Source organism: Ruegeria sp. YTSA072 (assembly GCF_059610285.1).
On record NZ_JBXWNI010000001.1, the window covers coordinates 107,275 to 127,745 of the forward strand.

At 54.5% G+C, this 20,471-nt stretch carries 15 protein-coding genes and 1 pseudogene; 15 read left to right on the top strand and 1 reads right to left on the bottom strand.

All coding sequences use genetic code 11. The features are described from left to right. Window positions 1–45 precede the first annotated feature (45 nt). The 6 genes from AC2FIB_RS00530 to AC2FIB_RS00555 are packed head-to-tail and all read left to right on the top strand — an operon-like array spanning window position 46 to window position 7,518. The gene (locus AC2FIB_RS00530; RefSeq protein ID WP_058274540.1) at window positions 46–975 is read left to right on the top strand and encodes a tripartite tricarboxylate transporter substrate binding protein; all 930 of its coding nucleotides are present in this window, start codon (window positions 46–48) and stop codon (window positions 973–975) included. A gap of 56 nt (window positions 976–1,031) precedes the next feature. Beyond that, complete coding sequence (locus AC2FIB_RS00535) at window positions 1,032–1,568, top strand: tripartite tricarboxylate transporter TctB family protein (protein ID WP_496732860.1); 537 nt, start codon at window positions 1,032–1,034, stop codon at window positions 1,566–1,568. 9 nt (window positions 1,569–1,577) lie between these two features. After that, on the top strand, window positions 1,578–3,110 hold the full coding sequence (locus AC2FIB_RS00540; protein ID WP_496732861.1) for a tripartite tricarboxylate transporter permease: 1,533 nt from the start codon (window positions 1,578–1,580) through the stop codon (window positions 3,108–3,110). Between the two features lie 7 nt (window positions 3,111–3,117). Then, the gene (locus tag AC2FIB_RS00545; protein ID WP_496732862.1) at window positions 3,118–4,602 is read left to right on the top strand and encodes an aldehyde dehydrogenase; all 1,485 of its coding nucleotides are present in this window, start codon (window positions 3,118–3,120) and stop codon (window positions 4,600–4,602) included. 28 nt (window positions 4,603–4,630) lie between these two features. After that, complete coding sequence (locus AC2FIB_RS00550) at window positions 4,631–5,866, top strand: Tm-1-like ATP-binding domain-containing protein (protein ID WP_496732863.1); 1,236 nt, start codon at window positions 4,631–4,633, stop codon at window positions 5,864–5,866. Further along, entirely contained in the window at window positions 5,863–7,518 is a 1,656-nt protein-coding gene (locus AC2FIB_RS00555) for a sulfatase-like hydrolase/transferase (RefSeq protein WP_496737995.1), read from the top strand. Before AC2FIB_RS00550 ends, AC2FIB_RS00555 begins: the two co-directional genes overlap by 4 nt. A 452-nt stretch (window positions 7,519–7,970) precedes the next feature. On the opposite strand, the gene AC2FIB_RS00560 is transcribed toward AC2FIB_RS00555, so the two are convergent. Next, the gene (locus AC2FIB_RS00560; protein ID WP_496732865.1) at window positions 7,971–8,624 is read right to left on the bottom strand and encodes a TetR/AcrR family transcriptional regulator; all 654 of its coding nucleotides are present in this window, start codon (window positions 8,622–8,624) and stop codon (window positions 7,971–7,973) included. Between the two features lie 109 nt (window positions 8,625–8,733). Here AC2FIB_RS00560 and AC2FIB_RS00565 point away from each other — a divergent pair, with 109 nt between their 5' ends. The 9 genes and pseudogenes from AC2FIB_RS00565 (at window position 8,734) to AC2FIB_RS00605 (ending at window position 20,408) form a co-directional block, all read left to right on the top strand. Then, on the top strand, window positions 8,734–9,603 hold the full coding sequence (locus AC2FIB_RS00565; protein WP_496732866.1) for an ABC transporter permease: 870 nt from the start codon (window positions 8,734–8,736) through the stop codon (window positions 9,601–9,603). Continuing rightward, a complete protein-coding gene (locus AC2FIB_RS00570) occupies window positions 9,600–10,388 on the top strand; it encodes an ABC transporter permease (RefSeq protein ID WP_109310914.1) in 789 nt (262 codons plus the stop codon). The genes AC2FIB_RS00565 and AC2FIB_RS00570 overlap by 4 nt, the downstream gene beginning before the upstream one ends. Then, window positions 10,385–11,482, top strand: a complete 1,098-nt coding sequence (locus AC2FIB_RS00575; RefSeq protein ID WP_496732867.1) for an ABC transporter ATP-binding protein — start codon at window positions 10,385–10,387, stop codon at window positions 11,480–11,482. The genes AC2FIB_RS00570 and AC2FIB_RS00575 overlap by 4 nt, the downstream gene beginning before the upstream one ends. A 17-nt stretch (window positions 11,483–11,499) precedes the next feature. Further along, on the top strand, window positions 11,500–12,561 hold the full coding sequence (locus tag AC2FIB_RS00580; protein ID WP_058278606.1) for an extracellular solute-binding protein: 1,062 nt from the start codon (window positions 11,500–11,502) through the stop codon (window positions 12,559–12,561). 60 nt (window positions 12,562–12,621) lie between these two features. After that, entirely contained in the window at window positions 12,622–14,682 is a 2,061-nt protein-coding gene (locus AC2FIB_RS00585) for an oxidoreductase (protein ID WP_496841484.1), read from the top strand. Next, window positions 14,682–15,914, top strand: coding sequence for an aromatic ring-hydroxylating oxygenase subunit alpha (locus AC2FIB_RS00590; protein WP_496732869.1), 1,233 nt, complete (start codon window positions 14,682–14,684; stop codon window positions 15,912–15,914). The genes AC2FIB_RS00585 and AC2FIB_RS00590 overlap by 1 nt, the downstream gene beginning before the upstream one ends. Next, window positions 15,907–17,469, top strand: a complete 1,563-nt coding sequence (locus AC2FIB_RS00595) for a trimethylamine methyltransferase family protein (RefSeq protein ID WP_496732870.1) — start codon at window positions 15,907–15,909, stop codon at window positions 17,467–17,469. Before AC2FIB_RS00590 ends, AC2FIB_RS00595 begins: the two co-directional genes overlap by 8 nt. Before the next feature lie 216 nt (window positions 17,470–17,685). Next, a pseudogene (locus tag AC2FIB_RS00600) lies at window positions 17,686–18,359 on the top strand (IS6 family transposase). Between the two features lie 702 nt (window positions 18,360–19,061). Continuing rightward, window positions 19,062–20,408 carry a substrate-binding protein gene (locus AC2FIB_RS00605; protein WP_058274871.1) on the top strand — a complete coding sequence of 449 codons (1,347 nt, stop codon included), beginning with the start codon at window positions 19,062–19,064 and terminating at the stop codon, window positions 20,406–20,408. The last annotated feature ends 63 nt before the right edge of the window (window positions 20,409–20,471 follow it).

The following is a 20,471-nucleotide window of genomic DNA, read 5'->3' on the forward strand; positions in this document are numbered from 1 at the left end:
ATTGTTAACGCGGTTCATTTATTGAACCACTAACGGGAGGTGTCAATGAAGAAATTTCTAGCAACCGCCGCATTTGTAGCGTCAGCAACCGCTGCACTGGCAGAGTATCCAGAGAAACCGGTAACCTTCGTGGTTCCATGGCCTCCGGGCGATCTTGAGGACGTGCTGACGCGAATGATCGCGGACGAATTTCAAGCCATGTACGACGTCCCGGCCGCGGTCGTGAACAAGCCCGGCGGCGGCGGCGGTCCGTTCCCAGGTGCAGTCGAAGTCGCCACCGCCCCGGCGGACGGATACACTATTGGTTCTTTCGTCATTGGCGTTCCCGTCATAGGACCGGAAATCGGTATCCCTGAACTGAACCCGAACCCGTTCGATCCGATCGGTATTTTTCTGACTTACCCATTCGTAATCGCATCCAGCAAGGATGCGCCGTTCTCGAACTGGGAAGAACTGGCGGAACACGGCAAGGATAACGATTTGGCGCTTGGTCATTTCGGCTCGGTCTTGCCGCCCACGCAGGTCACCTTTGCTGCTGCTGTAAGCAGCGGATTTGATTTTGCAAGTGAAGCAGCCTTTGACGCGTTGGATTGCAACACGCTGGCATCGGGTGACGTGGACGTCATCAACACCACGTTGCAACTTGTACTACCTTGCCTGGACGACGTGAACATTCTGGCGAGCATTGGTGGCGAGCGGATTTCGCTGATCCCCGATACGCCGACGATCGTCGAGCTCAACCCGGATCTGCCGCTGGCATTGTGGAACGGCCTGTTCGTTCACAAGGATACTCCACCCGAGGCACGCGAAAAAATCACCGCAGCGGCACAAAAGGCGGTGCAGTCGGACAAAGCCAAGCAGCTTGCTGAGGAAACTGGTGCTTTGATCTACTGGCAGGACCCAGACGCATCCAACGCTCAGATTGAGCAAGACAAATCCTCTTTCGCTAAAATTGAAGAAATTCTGGGCGAGTAAGATCCAGATCGGGCGTGGGGCACTGCCTCACGCCTCTTTCAGGTTGGGAGGAAACGATGATTGCAAAGACTTTACAGGACATGTTCAAAAGATATCGCCGACCCGGCGATGTCGTGTTCGCCGCACTGTTTCTGGCATTCGCAGTGTTTCTGTTATCCCAACTGGGTGATCAGACCAAGGTCGTCAAACGAACCAAATGGTTCGCACAGCCGGGTCTTTGGCCCACAATTGCAATCTGGTGCATGGTGGTGTTCGGGTTTCTGCATTGGCTTAGCTCGGCCTTGTCAGACCGGATCAGCGGCCGCTGGACCGAGGTCGGGTTCTGGGTTCGGTCGTTCGAATATGTTGCCTATTTCCTGATCTATGTGCTGGTGGTTCCGCAGCTGGGGTATCTGCTCTCAACCATGTTGTTCGCAGTCTTCCTGACCCTTCGTGTAGGGTTTCGTGGTGCAAATGCTATCGGAATAGCTGCGTTGTTCGGCTTTGTGGTCACCATCGTTTTCCGTGGCTTTCTTCAGGTCAAAATCCCCGCCGGAGCGGTCTATGAATACCTTCCGGATTCCGTGCGGGCATTTGCGCTGACCTATCTGTAAGGGGCCACTATGGAAACGCTTCTTTCCGGCATTTCGATCCTGCTACAATGGCAGGTAATCGTGGCCCTGCTGATCGGTTCGATCGGCGGCGTCATCATCGGTGCATTGCCCGGCGTGGGTGCGGCGGTGGCCATCGCAATCCTGTTGCCTGCCACCTTTGCGTTCGAGCCCATCGTAGGACTAACCCTGTTATTGGGTATCTACGGCTCGTCCATGTATGGCGGAGCCATTCCCGCGATCCTAATCAACACCCCCGGCACAGCGGTGAACGCGCTGACCACTTATGACGGATATCCCATGACCAAACGTGGGCAGGGCCACCGTGCGCTATCTCTGGCGTATTCGGCCTCGTTCTTCGGGGGCGTGTTTGCGATCATCTGTCTGATGGTGTTGTCACCGGTTCTGGCCCTTGTCGCCCCACATTTCGGCAGTCGCGAGATTTTCCTGGCCGCGCTATTGGGCATCATTCTGGTTGTGCTGGCCCACCGGGGCCAGATTTTTGCCGCTGGTATGCTGGCGGCCTTCGGCATTTTCCTGAATTCGGTGGGGCTGGAGCCCGTGAAGTACACCCGCCGGTTCACCTTCGATCAAAGTTGGCTGGCTTCCGGCATTGATCTCATTGTGGTCGTGCTGGGTCTGTTTGCGATTAGCCAGGCATTTCTGCTGCTATTGGAAAAGAACCACGCGCCAGGCGACACCCATGTAAGTGGCAATATCTTTGCCGGTCTCAAAGAACTTCTGGGCGTGAAACGCGTTGCCACCGTGTCCTCAAGTATCGGTGTTTTTATGGGCATGGTGCCGGGCACAGGCGAGTTTACATCGCAATTTTTATCCTACACCTATGCTCAAAAAACGTCAAAGAACCCAGAAAAGTTTGGTGATGGCTCACCCGAGGGACTTGTAGCGTCCGAGGCGGCGAACAATGCCGTTCCAGGCGCTGCGATGATTCCTCTGCTGGCTCTGGGTATTCCTGGCGAGGCGCTGACGGCGATGATGCTGTCGGTGTTTTATGTCCACAACGTGATCCCCGGACCGCAGCTGTTCGAAAACCAGATGGATTTCGTATTGGCCCTGTATATGGCGCTGATCCTGCTTAACGTGATCGTTCTTGTGTTCTTGTTGTTTTCGACGAACCTGCTGCTGAAGATTATCCAGATCCCGACCCGGTTCCTTGGTGTCATGATCCTGATTTTGGCGTTCGTGGGGGTCTATAGTCTGCGTAATTCGATCACCGATTGCGCCATTGCTGCCGGGTTCGGGGTCTTTGGGCTGATCCTAAAACGGCTGGACCTGCCGATTGTTCCAATCATTTTAGGCATGGTTCTTGGCGGGATTATGGAAACCAAGTTGCGCAGCGCAATGGCACGGGTCAAAACGCTGCTCGACTTCATCGATCGGCCCATCGCAGCCATTTTGTTTGGCCTGATCGTTCTGATCCTGATCCTGCACTGCCGAACGCTGTATTTCGAATTCAAAAACAAACTGCGGCCGGAACCTACGATGCAACCCGTGGATTCCGATAATCCGAACCAGCAAGGATAAGCGACCTATGGATCAACTTGCCATCGATGCGCTACGTGGTCAGCCCGTACCGGCACGGAGCCTTCTGATTGATGGGCGTCACGAGGCCGCAGCGGCAGGAGGGCAACTGGATGTCATTTCTCCAATTGACGGTCAGGTTCTAACTCAAATTGCCGAGGGCACCCCCGCGGATATGGAGCGGGCTATTGCGGCGGCCCGCACGGCGTTTGAAGACGGACGCTGGTCGCGGGCTGCACCTTCTGTACGCAAGAAGGTGTTGTTGAAACTGGCCGATCTGATTGAAGAACACGCTTTGGAACTGGCCGTTCTGGGCGTGCGGGACAACGGCACAGAGATCAACATGGCCATGAAGGCCGAGCCGATGTCGGCTGCGGGAACGTTCCGCTATTATGGCGAGGCCATAGACAAGATCTATGGTCAGATTGCGCCCACAGCTGAAAATGTGCTGGGTCTCGTGCATCACGCGCCTGTCGGCGTTGTCGGGGCGATTGTGCCTTGGAACATGCCGATGATGATCGGTGCGTGGAAGATCGCGCCGGCGCTGGCGGCGGGTAACTCGGTGGTGTTGAAACCTGCGGAATCGGCCTCGCTATCACTTTTGCGATTGGCCGAGTTGGCGCTTGAGGCAGGTGTGCCGGACGGTGTCCTAAACGTCGTCACAGGCAAAGGCAGCGTTGTTGGTGAAACACTGGCTCTGTCGATGGATGTAGACATCATGGTTTTTACCGGCTCGGGTGCGACAGGGCGGCGGCTACTGGAATATTCCGCGCGCTCGAACTTGAAACGTTGCTACTTGGAGCTTGGCGGAAAGTCCCCCAACATCGTGTTCAACGACGCCCCGGATCTCGCGCAGGCGGCCAAGGTCTCCGCCGCAGGTATTTTCCGAAATTCAGGTCAGATTTGCGTCGCGGGATCGCGCTTGCTGGTTCAGGAGGATATTCACGAAGATTTCGTCGCCGAGATTGTCAAACACGCGCAAGCTTTCCGCGTCGGCGACCCGCTGGATTTGAACACACAGATCGGGGCAGTGCACTCATTGCCGGAATTGGAAAGCAATCTGGATTTTGTCGCCCAAGCCGAAGCGGAAGGTGCTGAGCGCCGTGCCGGCGGTGACCGAATTCTGACGGAAACGGGCGGTTATTATATGGCACCCACAGTAATGAACGGGGTCAAACCCACCGACAATCTTTTCCGCAATGAGGTCTTTGGTCCGGTTCTGGCCGTGACATCGTTCAGAGACGAAGATGAGGCACTGCGCCTGGCCAATGACAGCGTTTATGGATTGGCCTCGGGCGTGTGGACTGCAAACCTGAGCCGGGCCCATCGCATGGTGGCGGGCATCCGCTCTGGCGTCGTTCACGTCAATACTTACGGCGGTGCGGACGCCACTGTGCCTTTGGGTGGTGTAAAACAGTCTGGCAACGGCCACGACAAGTCATTGCACGCAATGGAAAAGTACTTCGATCTAAAAACAGCCTGGATTCAGCTGTAAGACGATAGCCTGCGAGGAGAAGATTACCATGGGCGAAAAGACTATCTTGCTGATCGGCACCTATGACACCAAAGACCCCGAGATGCGCTACATCGAAGAGTGCATCACGGCGCAGGGTGGCAACGTGCTGACCATGGATGTCTCGGTTCTTGGGGATCCAACCACGCCCACGGACATTTCCAAACATGATGTGGCCGCGGCCGGTGGTATGACCATAGATGAGGTGATCGCGCTCGGTGACGAAAACAAGGCTTTTCGCGTGATGTCGCGGGGCGCAGCAACGCTTGTTGCGCAGGTCTACGCCGAGGGAAAATTTGATGGGATGCTCGCAACTGGTGGCACGATGGGCACCGATCTGGCGCTGGATTGTGCGCAGGCTTTGCCAATGGGTGTGCCGAAATACATTGTCTCTACCGTCAGTTTTTCACCGCTGATTCCGCCACACCGTTTGGCGCCGGATATTCAGATGATCCTGTGGGCGGGCGGGCTTTATGGTATGAACTCGGTTTGCCGCTCATCGCTAAGCCAGGCCGCAGGCGCTGTTTTAGGTGCAGCCCGCGTGGTTCAACGCCCTCAACGCGATCGCCCGATGATCGGAATGACCTCGTTGGGCTCATCCTGCCTGCGATATATGAAAACCCTGAAACCTGCGTTAGAAGAACGGGGATACGAAGTGGCCGTGTTCCATTCAACGGGCATGGGAGGTATGGCCTTCGAGAAGCTCGCGGGTGAGGGTGCGTTCTGCTGTGTAATGGATTTCTGCATGCAGGAATTTGCCAATATGCTCGCAGGTTCGCTGGTGTCCTCGGGGCAGGATCGGCTGACAAATGCCGGGCGCGCGGGCGTGCCGCAAATGGTGGCCCCAGGCGCGCTGGATCTTTTGGATTTTGCCGGTTGGCAGGACATTCCCGACCAATATGCCGACCGTCCGTTCCACGAACATAATCGCCTGATCAAAAGTGCGGTGTTCAATGCAAAAGAGCGACGGGCCGCTATTCGAGAAATGGCCGATCGTCTGAAACAAGCCACCGGCCCAACCCATTTTTTCCTGCCTACCGGCGGTGTTGAGGAATGGGATCGCGAAGGTCAAGAAGCGCATGACCCGGAAGCGCTTGCCGAAATGGTTGACGAGGCCCGCAACGTGATGCCTACGGTTGCATCAACTACGGAAATTGACGCCCATATCAATGACGACGCCTTCTGCGATGCTGTACTCAAACAGTTCGATAAATGGATGAATGAAGGGGTGGTTAAGGCGACATGACCAGAAAAGCCAAGAACATCCTGTTTATCATGTTCGATCAGCTTCGGTACGACTACCTGAGCTGCACCGGACATCCGAGTTTGAACACCCCCCATTTGGATGCGCTTGCTGCCAAGGGAGTGCGATTTTCCCATTGCTATGTTCAATCGCCCATCTGCGGGGCCTCAAGGATGAGCTTTTACACAGGGCGTTACGTACACAGCCACGGCGCTGCCTGGAATAACTTCCCGCTCAAGGTCGGAGAGGTCACTCTGGGCGATCATCTACGCGAACGTGGGATGGATAGTTGGTTGATCGGAAAGACGCATATGAGCGTGGATCAGGCAGGGATGGATCGTCTGGGCATTTCGCGCGATGGCGTTATCGGAGCACGTGTCGCGGAATGTGGTTTTGATGTCTTCCTCCGTGATGACGGCTTATGGGGTGAGGGGCCGCAAGGCTATTATGACAAAAGACGTTCGCCTTATAATGAGTATCTGAAAGGGCAGGGGTATGAGGCTGAAAACCCCTGGCAGCACAATGCCAATGCCGGGGTTGATGAAGATGGTGGTGTCGCTTCGGGTTGGTTTATGCGGCACGCTGATAAGCCTGCAAACATTAAGGAAGAAGATAGCGAAACGCCGTGGCTAACGGGACAGGCGATTGAATTTATTCAAACGCAGGATGCAAATTCCGCTGGGCCATGGATGTGCCACCTGTCCTATATCAAGCCGCACTGGCCTTACATTGTTCCAGCGCCGTATCATGACATGTACACGGCAGTGGATGTTTTGCCGGTGGTTCGCTCGGATGGCGAGTTACATAATCCTCACCCTGTCTATGAACAATTCATGCAGAACGAAATCGGTCAAACCTTTAGCAAGCCGGGTGTGCGTGAAAAGGTGATACCCGCCTATATGGGGCTGATCAAACAGGCTGATGATCAGATGGGTCGCCTGTTCAATTGGCTAGAAGAGAATGGCCACATGGAAGACACGATGATCGTCGTGACCTCCGACCATGGGGACTACCTTGGTGATCATTGGATGGGTGAAAAGGATCTCTTCCATGATCCGTCGGTGCGCGTTCCACTGATCTTCTATGACCCGTCACCAGAAGCAGACGCAACACGCGGCACTGTTTGTAGCGCGCTGGTCGAAAGTATTGATCTTGCGGCAACATTTGTTGATCTGGCAGGTAGAGATGTCCCGGATCACGTTATCGAAGGCCGCTCGCTACTGCCGTTACTGCATGGCCAAAACCCCAAGGCATGGCGCGAGTATGTGGTTAGCGAATATGATTATTCTGCCACGCCCGAAGCCGCGGCTCTGGGCCTTGACCCCAAACAAGCACGCCTGTTCATGCTGGCGGACAAGGATTGGAAGTTCATCTTTGCCGATGGTGGGTTTCGCCCGTTATTATTTGACCTGAAAAACGACCCTAAAGAGTTGAATGATCTCGGTGCCGACTTGGGCCAAGCCGAGGTGATCAACATGTTCATGAAGCGCTTGTCAGAATGGGCGCGCCGTCCATCGCAACGTACAACAGTTTCAAATGAAACGTTGCTGAAGAAGCGAGACGGGAGTGCGGCTGATGTCGGTATTTTTATCGGTGTTTATGATGAGCGTGAACTGCCCTACGAGGTAATAGAGAAAACGATCAGGCGTCGGTAAGACATGCAGGGGTTTTGTCATGTTGTGGGTCTTTTGCGGATCTGTCGCAAAGTTGTTTAAGCAGTTGCGATGACCCCATTCAACTATCTTCAGGGCAACAACACAAACAACAACGAAAAATGAGAGAAAACGGCCTGGATCCGAGAACATAGTTAATCAGCACCAGGCTTTTCAAATTCGGCAAAAAAATGGGTGGTATGGCCCGTAGTTCTCTCAAAAAAACGACCCATAGGTCATACCGACGTTTATTGGATGGCATGGTCGGGTTATTGAGCAGAAGGTATGTTTTGGTTGTTGGTGCACATGCAACATTTCTCCAGCGCAAAGCGGGCGTCGAGTTTCATCAAGCGCAGGCTGGATGCCACTTGGTTGCTAGGGGTCTCACCACTGCCAGTCGTCGGTTTTCGAAAAAAAGGCTTTGTCTCTAAGTCAAATCTGAGCGTCGCTAAGGCTCATAACATGAAATTGCCGGGAAAAAGTCCGCCTAAAAACCTTCGAATAAGTTCAGCAGAGCGTTGTCGCGAAAAAATCTGCACATCGGTAAGGTAATTTACCCACATACCTTCCAGCAAGGCCAGCGTTCCGCTGGTGGCATCATTCACCAAGTTCGGATCATGCCCGTTTTTCCGGGCTATCTCCGTGAACGCATGCCGCAAAGTCTCGACAAGTTTGGGATCCTGAGTGCTGCTGTAACGGGCAATGCCTGGGTGTGAGCTCGCGATGCCGCGGAATGCATGCCAGATTTTTGTACTTCGTGGATTCAATAAAGCTTCAGACAGATCAGCCTCAATCACGGCCATCACTCGGTCTTCGGGCGATGCATCCGAGCCCAGATCGGTCAATCTGTCCATCTCGGCATAATATTCGGTACTGAAATGCTGGGCCGCTGCGGTCAGCAAATTGTCCTTACCCCCGAAATGCAAATGGATCATTCCGCGCGACAGACCTGAGCGCTCGCAGATGCGACTGACCGAGGTGTCGGTAACTCCAATATCAGCAATAGTATCCAGTGTAGCCTTGATCAGAAGCTGCCTGTTGGCTTCCGGATCGCGCTTCGAACTACGCTTTCTTCCTTTGGGTTCTGTCACTCTATTCAATGATTCCATAAGCTTAGGGTCTTCTCATATGGGCCGCTCACAGGGAGATTGACACGAAAGGCCTTTCTGGCGCAACATTAAATGGACGATCGTCCATTAGCGACTCGTAAGTACCGAGATGGGAGATAGGGTGATTTTTCGTAGCGAAGCGTCCCGGGGTTATACCCTCAGCGCACCAGCCACGGTATACGTGGGGTTTCTGGTGGCGGCGCCTTTGGTGATCCTGATTGCCTATTCGTTCTGGACCCAAACCTACGTAACGCTCGACAAGACACCGACGTTGAAAAACTATAGCGACGCGTTTGCTGATCCGCTGGTTCGACACTTAATGCTAAGGTCGATCTGGATTGCCGGAGCAGTTACGGTAGTCACTGTCGCATTGGCCTATCCCATTGCGTACTTCATCGCGATGAAGGCCCGGAAAAAGACCATCTGGCTTCTGCTCATCACCATTCCGTTCTGGTCCAGCTATCTGCTGCGCGTATTTGCCTGGAAACTCATCCTTGGGTTCAACGGGGTGATGAATTCTGCACTGCTGATGCTTGGTCTGATTGACGAACCGCTCGACTTCTTGCTTTATAATGAATTCGCAGTCGTGCTGACGCTTGCTCATGCGTGGGCCCCTTTTGCGATCCTGCCGATCTATGTCTCGTTGCAGAAGATCGATCCAAGTCTGTTGGAGGCCGCCACAGACCTCGGCAACAGTCCTTTGCAACGCTTCATGCGGGTGACGCTGCCGCTGACGATCCCGGGGATCATTGCTGCTTGCCTGATCATCTTCATTCCGACTGTCGGCGACTACGTAACGCCCGCACTGGTCGGCGGATCGGACGGGAAGATGATTGCCAATCTTATTCAGGTGCAGTTTGGTGCCGCAAACAATTGGCCGCTCGGAGCTACGTTGTCACTGATCGCAATGCTGTCGGTTGGCTTCGTCGCCATTGTCTTTGTCATTACCGCCACCCGGCTTGGGAGGCGGATCAGATGAAACGTCCTTCGACCCTGACAGCTTACGCTTTCCTGTATTTGGTTTTTCTGTACCTGCCGGTCCTTTTCCTGCCCTTGTTCTCGTTCAACAGCGGTACAATCGTTGCCTTTCCGATCAAGGGCTGGACGCTGGACTGGTATCGGAAGCTGGGCGAGCAGGATACGTTGATCCAGGCCCTTTGGAATTCGCTGGGTGTCGGCACGGTCGTCGCACTTCTATCCACCGCTATGGGGCTTTTTGCTGCTCGTGCCTTTGTTCGCTATCGTTTTCGGGGTCAGCGTGCAGCTGAAGGACTGGTGATGCTGCCTTTGGTTATTCCGGGCATTATCGTGGCTTCGTCAATGCTGGTTCTGTTTCTGTTTCTCGGTCTCAAACCATCTCTGCTGACTGTTGTTCTGGGCCATACGTTCCTCGCCTTGCCGTTTTCCGTTTCGATCCTGAAGTCTGCCTTTGATGACTTTGACGCGTCGCTGGAAGAGGCATCTTACGATCTGGGCGTCGGCGTGTTCGAAACCTTCCGCCGCGTGACACTGCCGGTCGTTTCCCCCGGTATCATTGCCAGCATGCTGGTCACTTTTACGGTCAGCTTCGATGAGTTCGTCCTGGCCTTTTTCCTGTCAGGCAACCAGCCAACCCTACCGGTCTATATCTGGAGCCAGATCCGTTTTCCCGCCAAGCTTCCAAACGTTTTGGCCTTGGGTTCTATCCTGCTGCTTACCTCGGTTCTGCTTTTGGTGCTGGCCGAGTACTTCCGGCGCCGCTCATCCGCATCAGAGGTCCGATGACAGACAGAAACATCATAGAACTCAGGGGCGTCGAGAAACGCTATGGCACATTCCTGGCGGCCAGCGGGATCAATCTCGACCTCAAAGAGGGTGAGTTTTTCTCGCTTCTCGGCCCATCGGGATGCGGCAAGACCACGGTGTTGCGGATGATCGCGGGTTTCCAGGAACCGACCGAGGGTACCGTGCTGATCGATGGTCAGGATATGGAAGGTGTCCCGGCCAACAACCGCCCAACAAACATGGTCTTTCAAAGTTACGCCATTTTCCCGCACCTGAACGTTGGGAACAACGTGGCCTATGGATTACGGGGCAAGGCGCCCAAGGGTGAGATCGACCAGCGCGTAGCCGAGGCCCTGGAAATGGTCGAGCTGGGCGGTCTTCAGGATCGCGGCGCAAGTGAATTGTCGGGTGGGCAGCGGCAAAGGGTGGCGCTTGCCCGCGCGCTGATCATGCGACCCAAAGTATTGTTGCTGGACGAGCCCTTGTCAGCACTTGACAAGAAGCTGCGCGAACAGATGCAGTTTGAAATGCGCAACCTGCAGCAATCGCTTGGCATCACCTTTGTGATGGTCACCCATGACCAATATGAGGCGATGACCATGTCCGATCGTATTGGCGTGATGTTCAATGGACGGCTCAAGCAGGTGGACACACCAACCACGCTTTATGCCCGTCCTTGTGATCAGCAAGTGGCCAGTTTCATCGGTGAGATGAACATACTGCCTGCCCAGATGTTGGGAGAAACCGGCGATATATTGTCGATTGATGCGGCTGCTTTCGGGCGGATTGAGATTGAGAGAAACCCCAACGTTGCGACCAGCTCTAAAGACATGAACATCGGTATTCGCCCGGAACAATTGGAAATCGCTGCTGAAAAACCAGAAGACTATCCGTCAACGGTTCAAGGCACTGTCAGCAACGTCGCCTTCTATGGCGAGAACATTCACTACCACATTCAGGTGGCGGGAGCTGAAAAACCAATCTCGGTCTCAGTTCCAAATTATTTTCACACGGTCGATTTCAAACGCGGCGACGCAGTTTGGCTGGGGCTACAGGGGGCAAGCGTGATCGATCTAGGTACAGACACAAAGTAAAATAGTGGGAGGATAAAATGAGACTTCAGGGAATTGCGGCCTTCGCATGTGCGACGGCGATAAGTACGGGAACTGCCATAGCAGGTGGCGCTGATCTGACGGTTTTTGACTGGTCGGGATATGAAGATCCCGGGTTCTTTGCCAGCTACATGGAAAAATACGGGAATGAGGCGCCAAGCTATTCCTATTTCGGAAGTCAGGAAGAAGCCTTTACTAAACTGAGTTCGGGTTTCACGGCTGATCTGGCGCATCCTTGTTCTGACGCGGTCAGGAAATGGGTCGCAGCCGACCTGATCCAGCCGCTGGATGAAAGCAAACTGACCAACTGGGCTGATGTTCTGCCCGAGATCAAGGAAGTCGACGCCATCGTCCTAGACGGCAAGCTTTACATGTTGCCGTTCGAGTGGGGGAACACGGGCCTTATCTATCGCACCGACAAAATCTCAGGCGACGATATCTCGCTGCAAATGCTGGCGGATCCGGCTTATGCAGGCAAGATCGCCGTCCCGGATGCCGCGTCATCTGCGTATGCCCTGGCTGCGCTGGCCACTGGAAACGCCGACGATTACACCAATCTGAGCGACGAGCAGTTCAAGGAAGCATCTGATTTTCTGCGCTCGATCCACCCGAACATGCGCTTTTATTGGTCCGATGCGGGTCAATTTGATCAGGCCATGACCAGCGGTGAGATCGAATTGGGTTGGGCCTGGAACCAGTCAGAACTGAACCTGATCTGGAACGAAGTGCCTGCCGCGATGATGCGTGATGTCGATAAGGGCATCGCGACTTGGGCGTGCGGTTACGTGCATCTGAAGTCTTCCACGACTCCGGTCGATCAGGTCTATGATCTGTTGAACGCGCTCACTGACCCTGCCAGCGGTCAGTACATCATCGACAACTGGGGCTACCCGCATTCCAACGCAAAAGCGTTCGAAGTTGCTGATCAGGCCAACATCGAAGCCTATGGTTTTGCTGACCCTAAAAGCTTCTTCGAAGGCAGTTTGTTCTTTGATGCGGTGAATCCCGAGCTTGAGGCGAAAATGCTGGCAGAATTTGAACGGATCAAAGCCGGCTTCTAACACAACAACATTTCCGGGGCCTTACGGCTCCGGATCCCAGATACAGGAAAACGCGTGAACATGTCGAACGCGAACCCATATGCTCTGCTTTTTGAACCGGTTCAGATCGGACCAGTCACAGCCAGAAACCGCTTCTATCAGGTGCCGCATTGCACCGGGTTGGGGCATGTCCGACCGCGGGCGGATGCCGCCGTTCGTGGGATGAAGGCCGAAGGCGGGTGGGCGGTGGTTTCCAATCAGGAGACCGAGATTCACCCAACCTCAGACTTATCTCCTTATGCCGAGGGGCGGCTATGGGACGGGCGCGATGTGCCCGCGTTGCGGCTGATGACGGATGCGGTACATGCGCATGGTGCGCTGGCGGCCATTCAGCTGGTTCACAATGGCAACCATGCACAGAACCTGCTGACCCGCGCGCCGGTTCTTGCACCTTCTGAGATGTCCCTCGATACGACGCATCCCAAGCAGGCGCAGGCCATGGATAAAGCTGATATTCGCGAGTTCCGCCGCTGGCACCGCGAGGCCGCCCTGCGCGCGAAAGATGCCGGATTTGACATCATTTACGTCTATGCCGGACACAACATGACGTTGGCGCAACATTTCATGCTGCCGCATATGAACCAGCGTAGTGATGAATATGGCGGGTCGCTTGAAAATCGCGTGCGCCTGACACGCGAACTGCTGGAAGATACCCACGAAGCTGTAGGTGACAGCTGCGCTGTGGCGCTCCGTTTTGCCATTGATGAGATGGTGGGCGCTGACGGCATGCAGGCTTCAGAAGAAGGCCGTGCCGTGGTCGAGCTTTTGGCCGATCTTCCTGACCTATGGGATGTGAATGTAGCCGACTGGTCCAATGACAGTGCGACAACCCGTTTTCAGCCAGAAGACGGATATCAGAACGCGTTTCTGTCGCACGTCAAACAGATCACACGGAAACCTGTGGTTGGTGTCGGTCGCCTGACGTCCCCCGACATGATGCTGTCGATGGTCAAAAAGGGAATTGTCGACCTCATCGGAGCCGCACGACCTTCCATTGCGGACCCATTCATTCCGAAAAAGATTGAAGACGGCAGGATCGACGAAATTCGCGAATGCATCGGCTGTAATATCTGCGTCTCATCTGACAATCTGGGCATCCCGATCCGCTGTACTCAAAACCCGACCATGGGTGAAGAATGGCGACGCGGTTGGCACCCCGAGATCATCGCGCCGAAGAAGAGCAACGCGGATACTTTGGTTATTGGCGGTGGCCCCGCCGGTCTTGAATGCGCCACGCAATTGGCAAGGCGAGGATATCAGGTGACCTTGGCCGAAGCCTCAGCTGAATTTGGTGGACGTGTTGCCAAGGAAAGCAAGCTACCCGGCCTTGCGGCCTGGTCGCGCGTTGTCGACTATCGGCTGAGTGATCTAAAACAGCGCAGCAACGTTCAGTTGTTCACTGACAGCAGACTTGATGGCGATCAGGTGGCAGAGCTTGGCGTCGAACACGTCTTTGTTGCCACCGGCAGCCATTGGCGCGCCGATGGCATAGGCCGTAAAACGCAACGCCATATGCCTCAGATCGAGCAAAGCGCCAAAGTGCTGACGCCTGATGACATCATGAACGGCCATCTGCCTCCGAATGGCCCGGTGATGATCTATGATGATGACCAAATCTATCTGGCAGGGGTGATCGCCGAAAAACTGGCGGCCGCCGGATACCAAGTGGTCTTTGTCACGCCGGAGAGTTTGGTCTCAGCTTACGCCGTCAATACTTTGGAGCAGCCTCGTATTCAGGCCCGCCTGATCGAGCTTGGTATCGACATTCGCTGCAATCAGGTGCTGACGGCGGTTGAAGGTGACGTGGCACGCATCGGGTGTGCCTTTACTGGTCGCGAAACAGATATTCCTTGTGCCTCGACAATTCTGGTGACCGAACGCCATCGAGAGACAGCGCTTTATGACAGCTTGCGCGGGCTCGGGTTGAAAACCCTCGAACTTATTGGCGATGCCGCGTCTCCGGGACTGATCGTCGACGCAGTCTTCGCGGGCCACCGCGCCGCCCGCGATTTTGAACGCCCTAAGGCAGAAGCAGACCAAGATTGGTTTCGCCGCGAGATAATCGATTTGGAGGAAACGTGATGAACAGCCGACCGTTTGAGTTGGATGCGTTGATAGCCTCGCACCAGTACGGCCACGCCTTACCGCGCGGTTTCTATACCTCGCAAGACATCTATAACTATGACATTGCTCAAGTCTGGAACCGCAACTGGCTTTGGGCAGGGCATGTCAGCCAAATCCCAAACGCCGGTGACTACTTCCTGTTCGACTATGGCCCGGAGAGCATCATCGTTGTTCGCGACCGCGAAGGCGAAGTTCGCGCTCATTTGAATGTCTGCCGGCATCGGGGATCTCGCGTCTGTACAGAACAGTCCGGCAACTCCCGCGTTCTTGTTTGCCCCTATCACGCCTGGACGTATGAGCTATCGGGCAAACTTCGTGCAAGCCATAACATGGGGGAACACTTTGACCCGTCCAAATTCGGGCTATTTCCCGTTCAGGTGAGTGTCTTTAAAGGCCTGATTTTTGTCTGTGCCGATGCAAACACGCCATCGCTTGATCCTGTCCTCAGCCAGCTTTCGCCACTCGTCGAACCCTATGGCTTTGACGATCTGAAAGTGGCGCATACTGCGTCATTTCCGGTTCCAGCGAATTGGAAACTGGCGGTTGAGAACTATCTTGAATGCTACCACTGCGGACCAGCACACAAAGAATACTCTCGCTCTCATAGCCTGAAATCGCCACAAGACATGGCTGGCTTGGTCGAGCCGCTAAATGCAAGGGCTGAAGAAGTCGGGCTGACGCCTGATGAATTGGCGCTTGTTGGTGAGGCTGCGCCCACCCCATTCACCAGCGGGTACTATCGGCGCTACCCGCTTTACCAAGGTTACAAAACCGGCAGCAAATCGGGCGAGGCGCTTGCGCCATTGCTTGGAACGTTGAATGGCTTCGACGGTGGCGCAACTGACTTTGATATTGGTCCATTGAATTGGTTCCTGATTTATTCGGATCACATGGTGGGTTACCGCTTTGTTCCACGTGGCCTACAGGAAACCGACATTCAGGTGGTCTGGCTGGTTCGCGCTGACGCCGAAGAAGGCCAAGATTACAATAAAGAAGACCTGACCTGGCTTTGGCATGTCACATCTTTGGATGACGAACGCATCATTCGACACAACCAGTCCGGCGTGAATTCTCAATACTTCCAACCGGGCCCCTTGGGCGAAATGGAAACCGCGATCCAGGATTTTTACGATTTCTATTTCGCAATGATCAGTCCGGAACCAGAACAAAGGATGGCCGGTAATGGCTGAGGTAAAATCACGCCGTCGCGGTGGTGGTGGGCGCGCCGCGCGCATAAAGGTGCAACAGGCGACTACGGGCAACGAGGCCGTGCGTGGAGGCTTAAGCGGCGGACGCTATAAGCCGTTGACCCAATCAGATATGGAGAACATCCACCAAGCGGCCCTGACCGTTCTGGAAAACACCGGCGTCACCGACCATTTCCCGGAACTGCTTGATCTGGTGCTGCCCAAGGGCGCGGTGATGAATGACCTTAATCGGCTGTGCTTTCCCCGTGCGCTGATGGAAGACATCCTGGCTGGTGCTGCCAAGGAGTTTTATGTCTATGCCCGCGGAGAGCGTGAAGGCAAAGACGACATGCATTGCTCGGCAGAGAGTGTCTATTTCGCCAACTCTGGCACAGCCGTCACAACCTTCGATTCCGAGACCAAAACTTATCGCCCTTCGGTCCTGCGCGACGTTTATGATTTCACCCGTCTGGTGGACTGTTTGGACAACATCCATATGCTGGGCGATACGGTTTTAGCCACCGACGTGGCCGATGATTTCGCTCACGACATGAATACCATATATGCGATGCTCGCAGGTAGCCAAAAACCTGCCTGTCTGACCTTTCGCGACCGCAGCCATATCCCGCATGCCATCCGCATGTTTGACTTAGCGCAGGGTGGTGAAGGCGCTTTCATGAAAAAGCCAAGCGTCATTTTTGGCGGCTGCCCAATGGTTTCCCCCTTGCGGATCGGCAAGGAAAATATGGAAATCCTGATTGATACTGCCAAGTTGGGCCTGACGGTCGATCTGGCTGTGCCTCCTCAGGCCGGGGCCACAGCCCCCGCGACGCTTGCGGGAACACTAGTTCAAACCGTGGCTGAAACATTGGCCTGCGTTGCCATTGTTAACCTCATCACACCGGGCTGTCCGGTCTGCTTTGCCGCCTGGCCCTTCATCACAGACCTGCGCAGCGGGTCGTTCACCGGCGGCAGCGGCGAACAGGCTCTTATCGGGGCCGCGGCCATTCAGATGGGCAATTTCTATGGCCTGCCCACATCCGTTGGCGCAGGCATGACCGATGCCAAAATACCTGACGCGCAATACGGGTTGGAAAAGGCACTAACCTTCACGCTTGCCGCCCATGCTGGTGCCAATCGGCTGTGCGAGTTCGGCGGGATGATCGGCAGCCTGATGGGATGCAGTTTTGAAAGCATGGTCATCGATGACGAAGCAGGTGGTATGATCCTGCGATCGTTGCGCGGGATAGAGGTCACAGATGAAACCATGGCGGTGGATGTGATCCACCAATGCGCCATTGATCCCGGTCATTTCCTCGGCAACCCACACACGCTGAACTATATGAACACTGAATTTGTCTACCCGCGGCTCATGGATCGTGAGCGTACAGATACATGGGAAAACGAAGGTAAAACTGATCTGCTGGATCGCGCCCGTGACAAGGCCAATTCCATTCTCGACAGCCATTTCCCCAACTACTTCGGTGCTTCAGACGCTCAGGTGCGCGAAGAGTTCCCAATTGCGATGAGCGCAGAAAGTATGGCCCTCCGTGGATAACTCTAACGCCAAGCACTGGGACAACGACCACTTCCTGCGCCCGTGGGAAGGGATGGCAACATTCCTATCCGGGCTAAAAAGTTTGACGGATAGAATCTCGGGTCCTGCTAGATTAACTTTGCTTTAGCGGGGCAGGGTGGTTGCGAAGCGTTTGGGAATGATTAACCCACGGCCTTCAAGTACTTCGAAACCAGTCCCAAGATAATCCGTTTGGCAATGATGCCGTACGTTCGGTTCCCACTATCGCTTTGAAACGTTGAAGATCTGTTGCTTGAGCGAGGGATCGAAGTTAGCCGCAAGACAGTCCGCGACTGGTGGAACCGTTTCCGCCCAATGTTCGCGTCTGAAATTCGCTGAATGCGGGTTCAGCAGCTGCGGGCATGCTCAAAAGTGAAATAGCATGTCGACGAAATCTTCGTAAAAGTAAACGGTCGGCGGCACTATCTGTGGCGTGCCGGTAATCACGAAGGCGAGGTGCTTGAAGCAATTTTCATCAAACGCCGAAACAAACAAGCAAGGATGAAATTCCTCAGGAGATTGATAAAGCGGCGCGGTGCGATGGCGCGGACAAAGTTGTAACGGATCGCTTCAAGTCATACCGCGCTACACTTAAAGGTCTCGGTGCGACGAAAAAAAAGAAGGCGGGCAAGCGGTTCAACACTCAGGTTGAGAACTGGCACTACACATTCCGACGAAGAGAGCGTGCCATACTGCGTTTAGGGCGCATGCGAAGTTAGCAGAAACTCGCCTCCATTCATTCCTCCGTCTACAACCATTTCAATCTGAAGCAACATCTCACCAGCCGAAACACTTTCAAGCTGACACGCACCGCCGCTCTTGCCGAGTGGCGCAAACTTGGCGTCGCAAAAATGCCAGCTCTATTGGCCTAACCGACACGAGTTCGAATTTGTCTAACAGTGCCGCCACTCATGCCCGCCTCGATTAACTTCGCGCTTCAGGATTATGTCGAAATTCCAGTGATTTGAAGCGCTGTTTACGTTCAGATTCTTGTATTTTCGCTAGGAGTGAAACTCGAGTTTAAGTCTTGGGTCCGTGTTCTGGCGAGGTTGCCATGGGCACCATTCACCGGATTTTCGGCAATTTGAAGGGGTTCTCGAAAAACAGACTGAGAAAAAGATCTCGTACATAAGATTCAGTAGCATTTCGGTTGTTTGACCGGGTTTGCCAAAGCTAATGAGCGAACTAAACTGTCTCAGTATGAGATTTTCCCTTTGTCGGAACGTTGATAGCCCAAGTGGCTCTCTTGCTTTATTCAGCGGAAAGAATGCGTAATGCGGCGGTCTTGACGTTCCGCCTGGTGGTGGCTCATGGGGCCGGAGGGGCTGAGGCGCAGGAATGCTCTTGTGGCGGTTCACATCTAAGCACATGAAAGCATTCATGGTATATGGCAATTTTCCAAATTATTTACAAATACCTCAGTTATTCGTGAACAAATTTACAAAACTTTGTTTCAATACTAGTAATTTATTGAGAAATTTTCAGTCCGATTTCCATTATTGGAATGCACAAAAGTGCGCTTTCGTCTGCTGGAAGAGGAGCCAAAGGACGAAAAATGGAAATGGGAGGAATACATGACTAAGAAAAATGTCACGCGCCGCGGCGTGCTAAAGTCTGGTGCCGTTGCAGGAACCGGTCTGGCCCTGCCTACGATCTTTACGGCTTCGTCGGCCGCTGCCTTTACGAATGAGCCGACAGGGTCATCCGTCACTCTGGGCTTCAATGTTCCGCAAACCGGACCTTATGCCGACGAAGGCAATGACGAATTGCTGGCGCAACAGCTGGCGGTCGAACATCTGAACGGCGAAGGCGACGGTGGTTGCTTGAACACATTCTCGTCGAAGGCGCTTCAGGGGAACGGTATCCTCGGCAAGAAGGTCGGGTTCGTCACCGGCGACACCCAGACCAAATCGGATGCAGCCCGCGCATCGGCCAAATCGATGATCGAAAAAGACGGCGCAATCATGATCAATGGTGGTTCGTCCTCGGGCGTGGCCGTTGCGGTTCAGGGCCTGTGCCAAGAGGCGGGAGTCATTTTCATGGCTGGCCTGACACATGCAAACGACACCACGGGCAAGGACAAGAAGGCCAATGGTTTCCGTCACTTCTTCAATGCCTACATGTCGGGTGCCGCTTTGGCACCGGTGTTGGCGGCTGAGATGGGTAAAGAACGTCGCGCCTATCACCTGACGGCCGACTACAACTGGGGCTGGACCCAGGAAGAGTCGATCGTTGCCTCGACCGAAGCTCTGGGCTGGGAGACGGTCAACACAGTTAAGACGCCACTGGCGTCGACCGACTTCTCGTCCTACATCGCACCGGTTCTGAACTCTGGCGCGGACGTGCTGGTTCTGAACCACTATGGCGGGAACATGGTGAACTCGCTGACCAACGCGATCCAGTTCGGTCTGCTCGACAAGGTTGCAAACGGCAAGGACTTCAAGATCGTCGTGCCGCTGTATTCCGAGCTGATGGCCGCTGGTGCGGGCGAGAACATCAAAGGTGTGCTGGGCTCGATGAACTGGAACTGGCAGCTGCAGGATGAGGGCACCAAGGCCTTCGTGAAGTCCTTTGGTGAGAAATACGGCAAGCCGCCGTCCAACTCCGCTCAGACCTGTTATGCACAAGTGCTGCTTTATGCGGATGCATGTGAGCGTGCGGGCACCTTCAACCCCTGTGGTGTTGCCGAAGCTCTGGAAGACTTTGAGTTCGACGGGTTGGGCAATGGTCCGACATGGTATCGCGGTGCCGATCACCAGTGCTTTAAGGACGTGCTGGTTGTGCGGGGCAATGAGAACCCGACCAACGCCTATGACACGCTTGAAATCGTCGAGATCACGCCGCGTTCACAGGTCGAGTACGATCCCGAGCACCCGATGTTCGCCGGTGGCGAACTGGGCAAGTGCAATCCGGGCGCGTAAGCCTTTTGGCGCATGTCTGACCGTCGTTCTCGGCGGTCAGGCGACTTACGGCCAGGCCTGTGG

Bases quoted from the DNA above. Each gene is read 5' to 3' on its own strand.
- AC2FIB_RS00530 (WP_058274540.1), top strand. From the start codon at position 46: ATGAAGAAATTTCTAGCAACCGCCGCATTTGTAGCGTCAGCAACCGCT.
- AC2FIB_RS00535 (WP_496732860.1), top strand. From the start codon at position 1,032: ATGATTGCAAAGACTTTACAGGACATGTTCAAAAGATATCGCCGACCC.
- AC2FIB_RS00540 (WP_496732861.1), top strand. From the start codon at position 1,578: ATGGAAACGCTTCTTTCCGGCATTTCGATCCTGCTACAATGGCAGGTA.
- AC2FIB_RS00545 (WP_496732862.1), top strand. From the start codon at position 3,118: ATGGATCAACTTGCCATCGATGCGCTACGTGGTCAGCCCGTACCGGCA.
- AC2FIB_RS00550 (WP_496732863.1), top strand. From the start codon at position 4,631: ATGGGCGAAAAGACTATCTTGCTGATCGGCACCTATGACACCAAAGAC.
- AC2FIB_RS00555 (WP_496737995.1), top strand. From the start codon at position 5,863: ATGACCAGAAAAGCCAAGAACATCCTGTTTATCATGTTCGATCAGCTT.
- AC2FIB_RS00560 (WP_496732865.1), bottom strand. From the start codon at position 8,624: ATGGAATCATTGAATAGAGTGACAGAACCCAAAGGAAGAAAGCGTAGT.
- AC2FIB_RS00565 (WP_496732866.1), top strand. From the start codon at position 8,734: ATGGGAGATAGGGTGATTTTTCGTAGCGAAGCGTCCCGGGGTTATACC.
- AC2FIB_RS00570 (WP_109310914.1), top strand. From the start codon at position 9,600: ATGAAACGTCCTTCGACCCTGACAGCTTACGCTTTCCTGTATTTGGTT.
- AC2FIB_RS00575 (WP_496732867.1), top strand. From the start codon at position 10,385: ATGACAGACAGAAACATCATAGAACTCAGGGGCGTCGAGAAACGCTAT.
- AC2FIB_RS00580 (WP_058278606.1), top strand. From the start codon at position 11,500: ATGAGACTTCAGGGAATTGCGGCCTTCGCATGTGCGACGGCGATAAGT.
- AC2FIB_RS00585 (WP_496841484.1), top strand. From the start codon at position 12,622: ATGTCGAACGCGAACCCATATGCTCTGCTTTTTGAACCGGTTCAGATC.
- AC2FIB_RS00590 (WP_496732869.1), top strand. From the start codon at position 14,682: ATGAACAGCCGACCGTTTGAGTTGGATGCGTTGATAGCCTCGCACCAG.
- AC2FIB_RS00595 (WP_496732870.1), top strand. From the start codon at position 15,907: ATGGCTGAGGTAAAATCACGCCGTCGCGGTGGTGGTGGGCGCGCCGCG.
- AC2FIB_RS00605 (WP_058274871.1), top strand. From the start codon at position 19,062: ATGACTAAGAAAAATGTCACGCGCCGCGGCGTGCTAAAGTCTGGTGCC.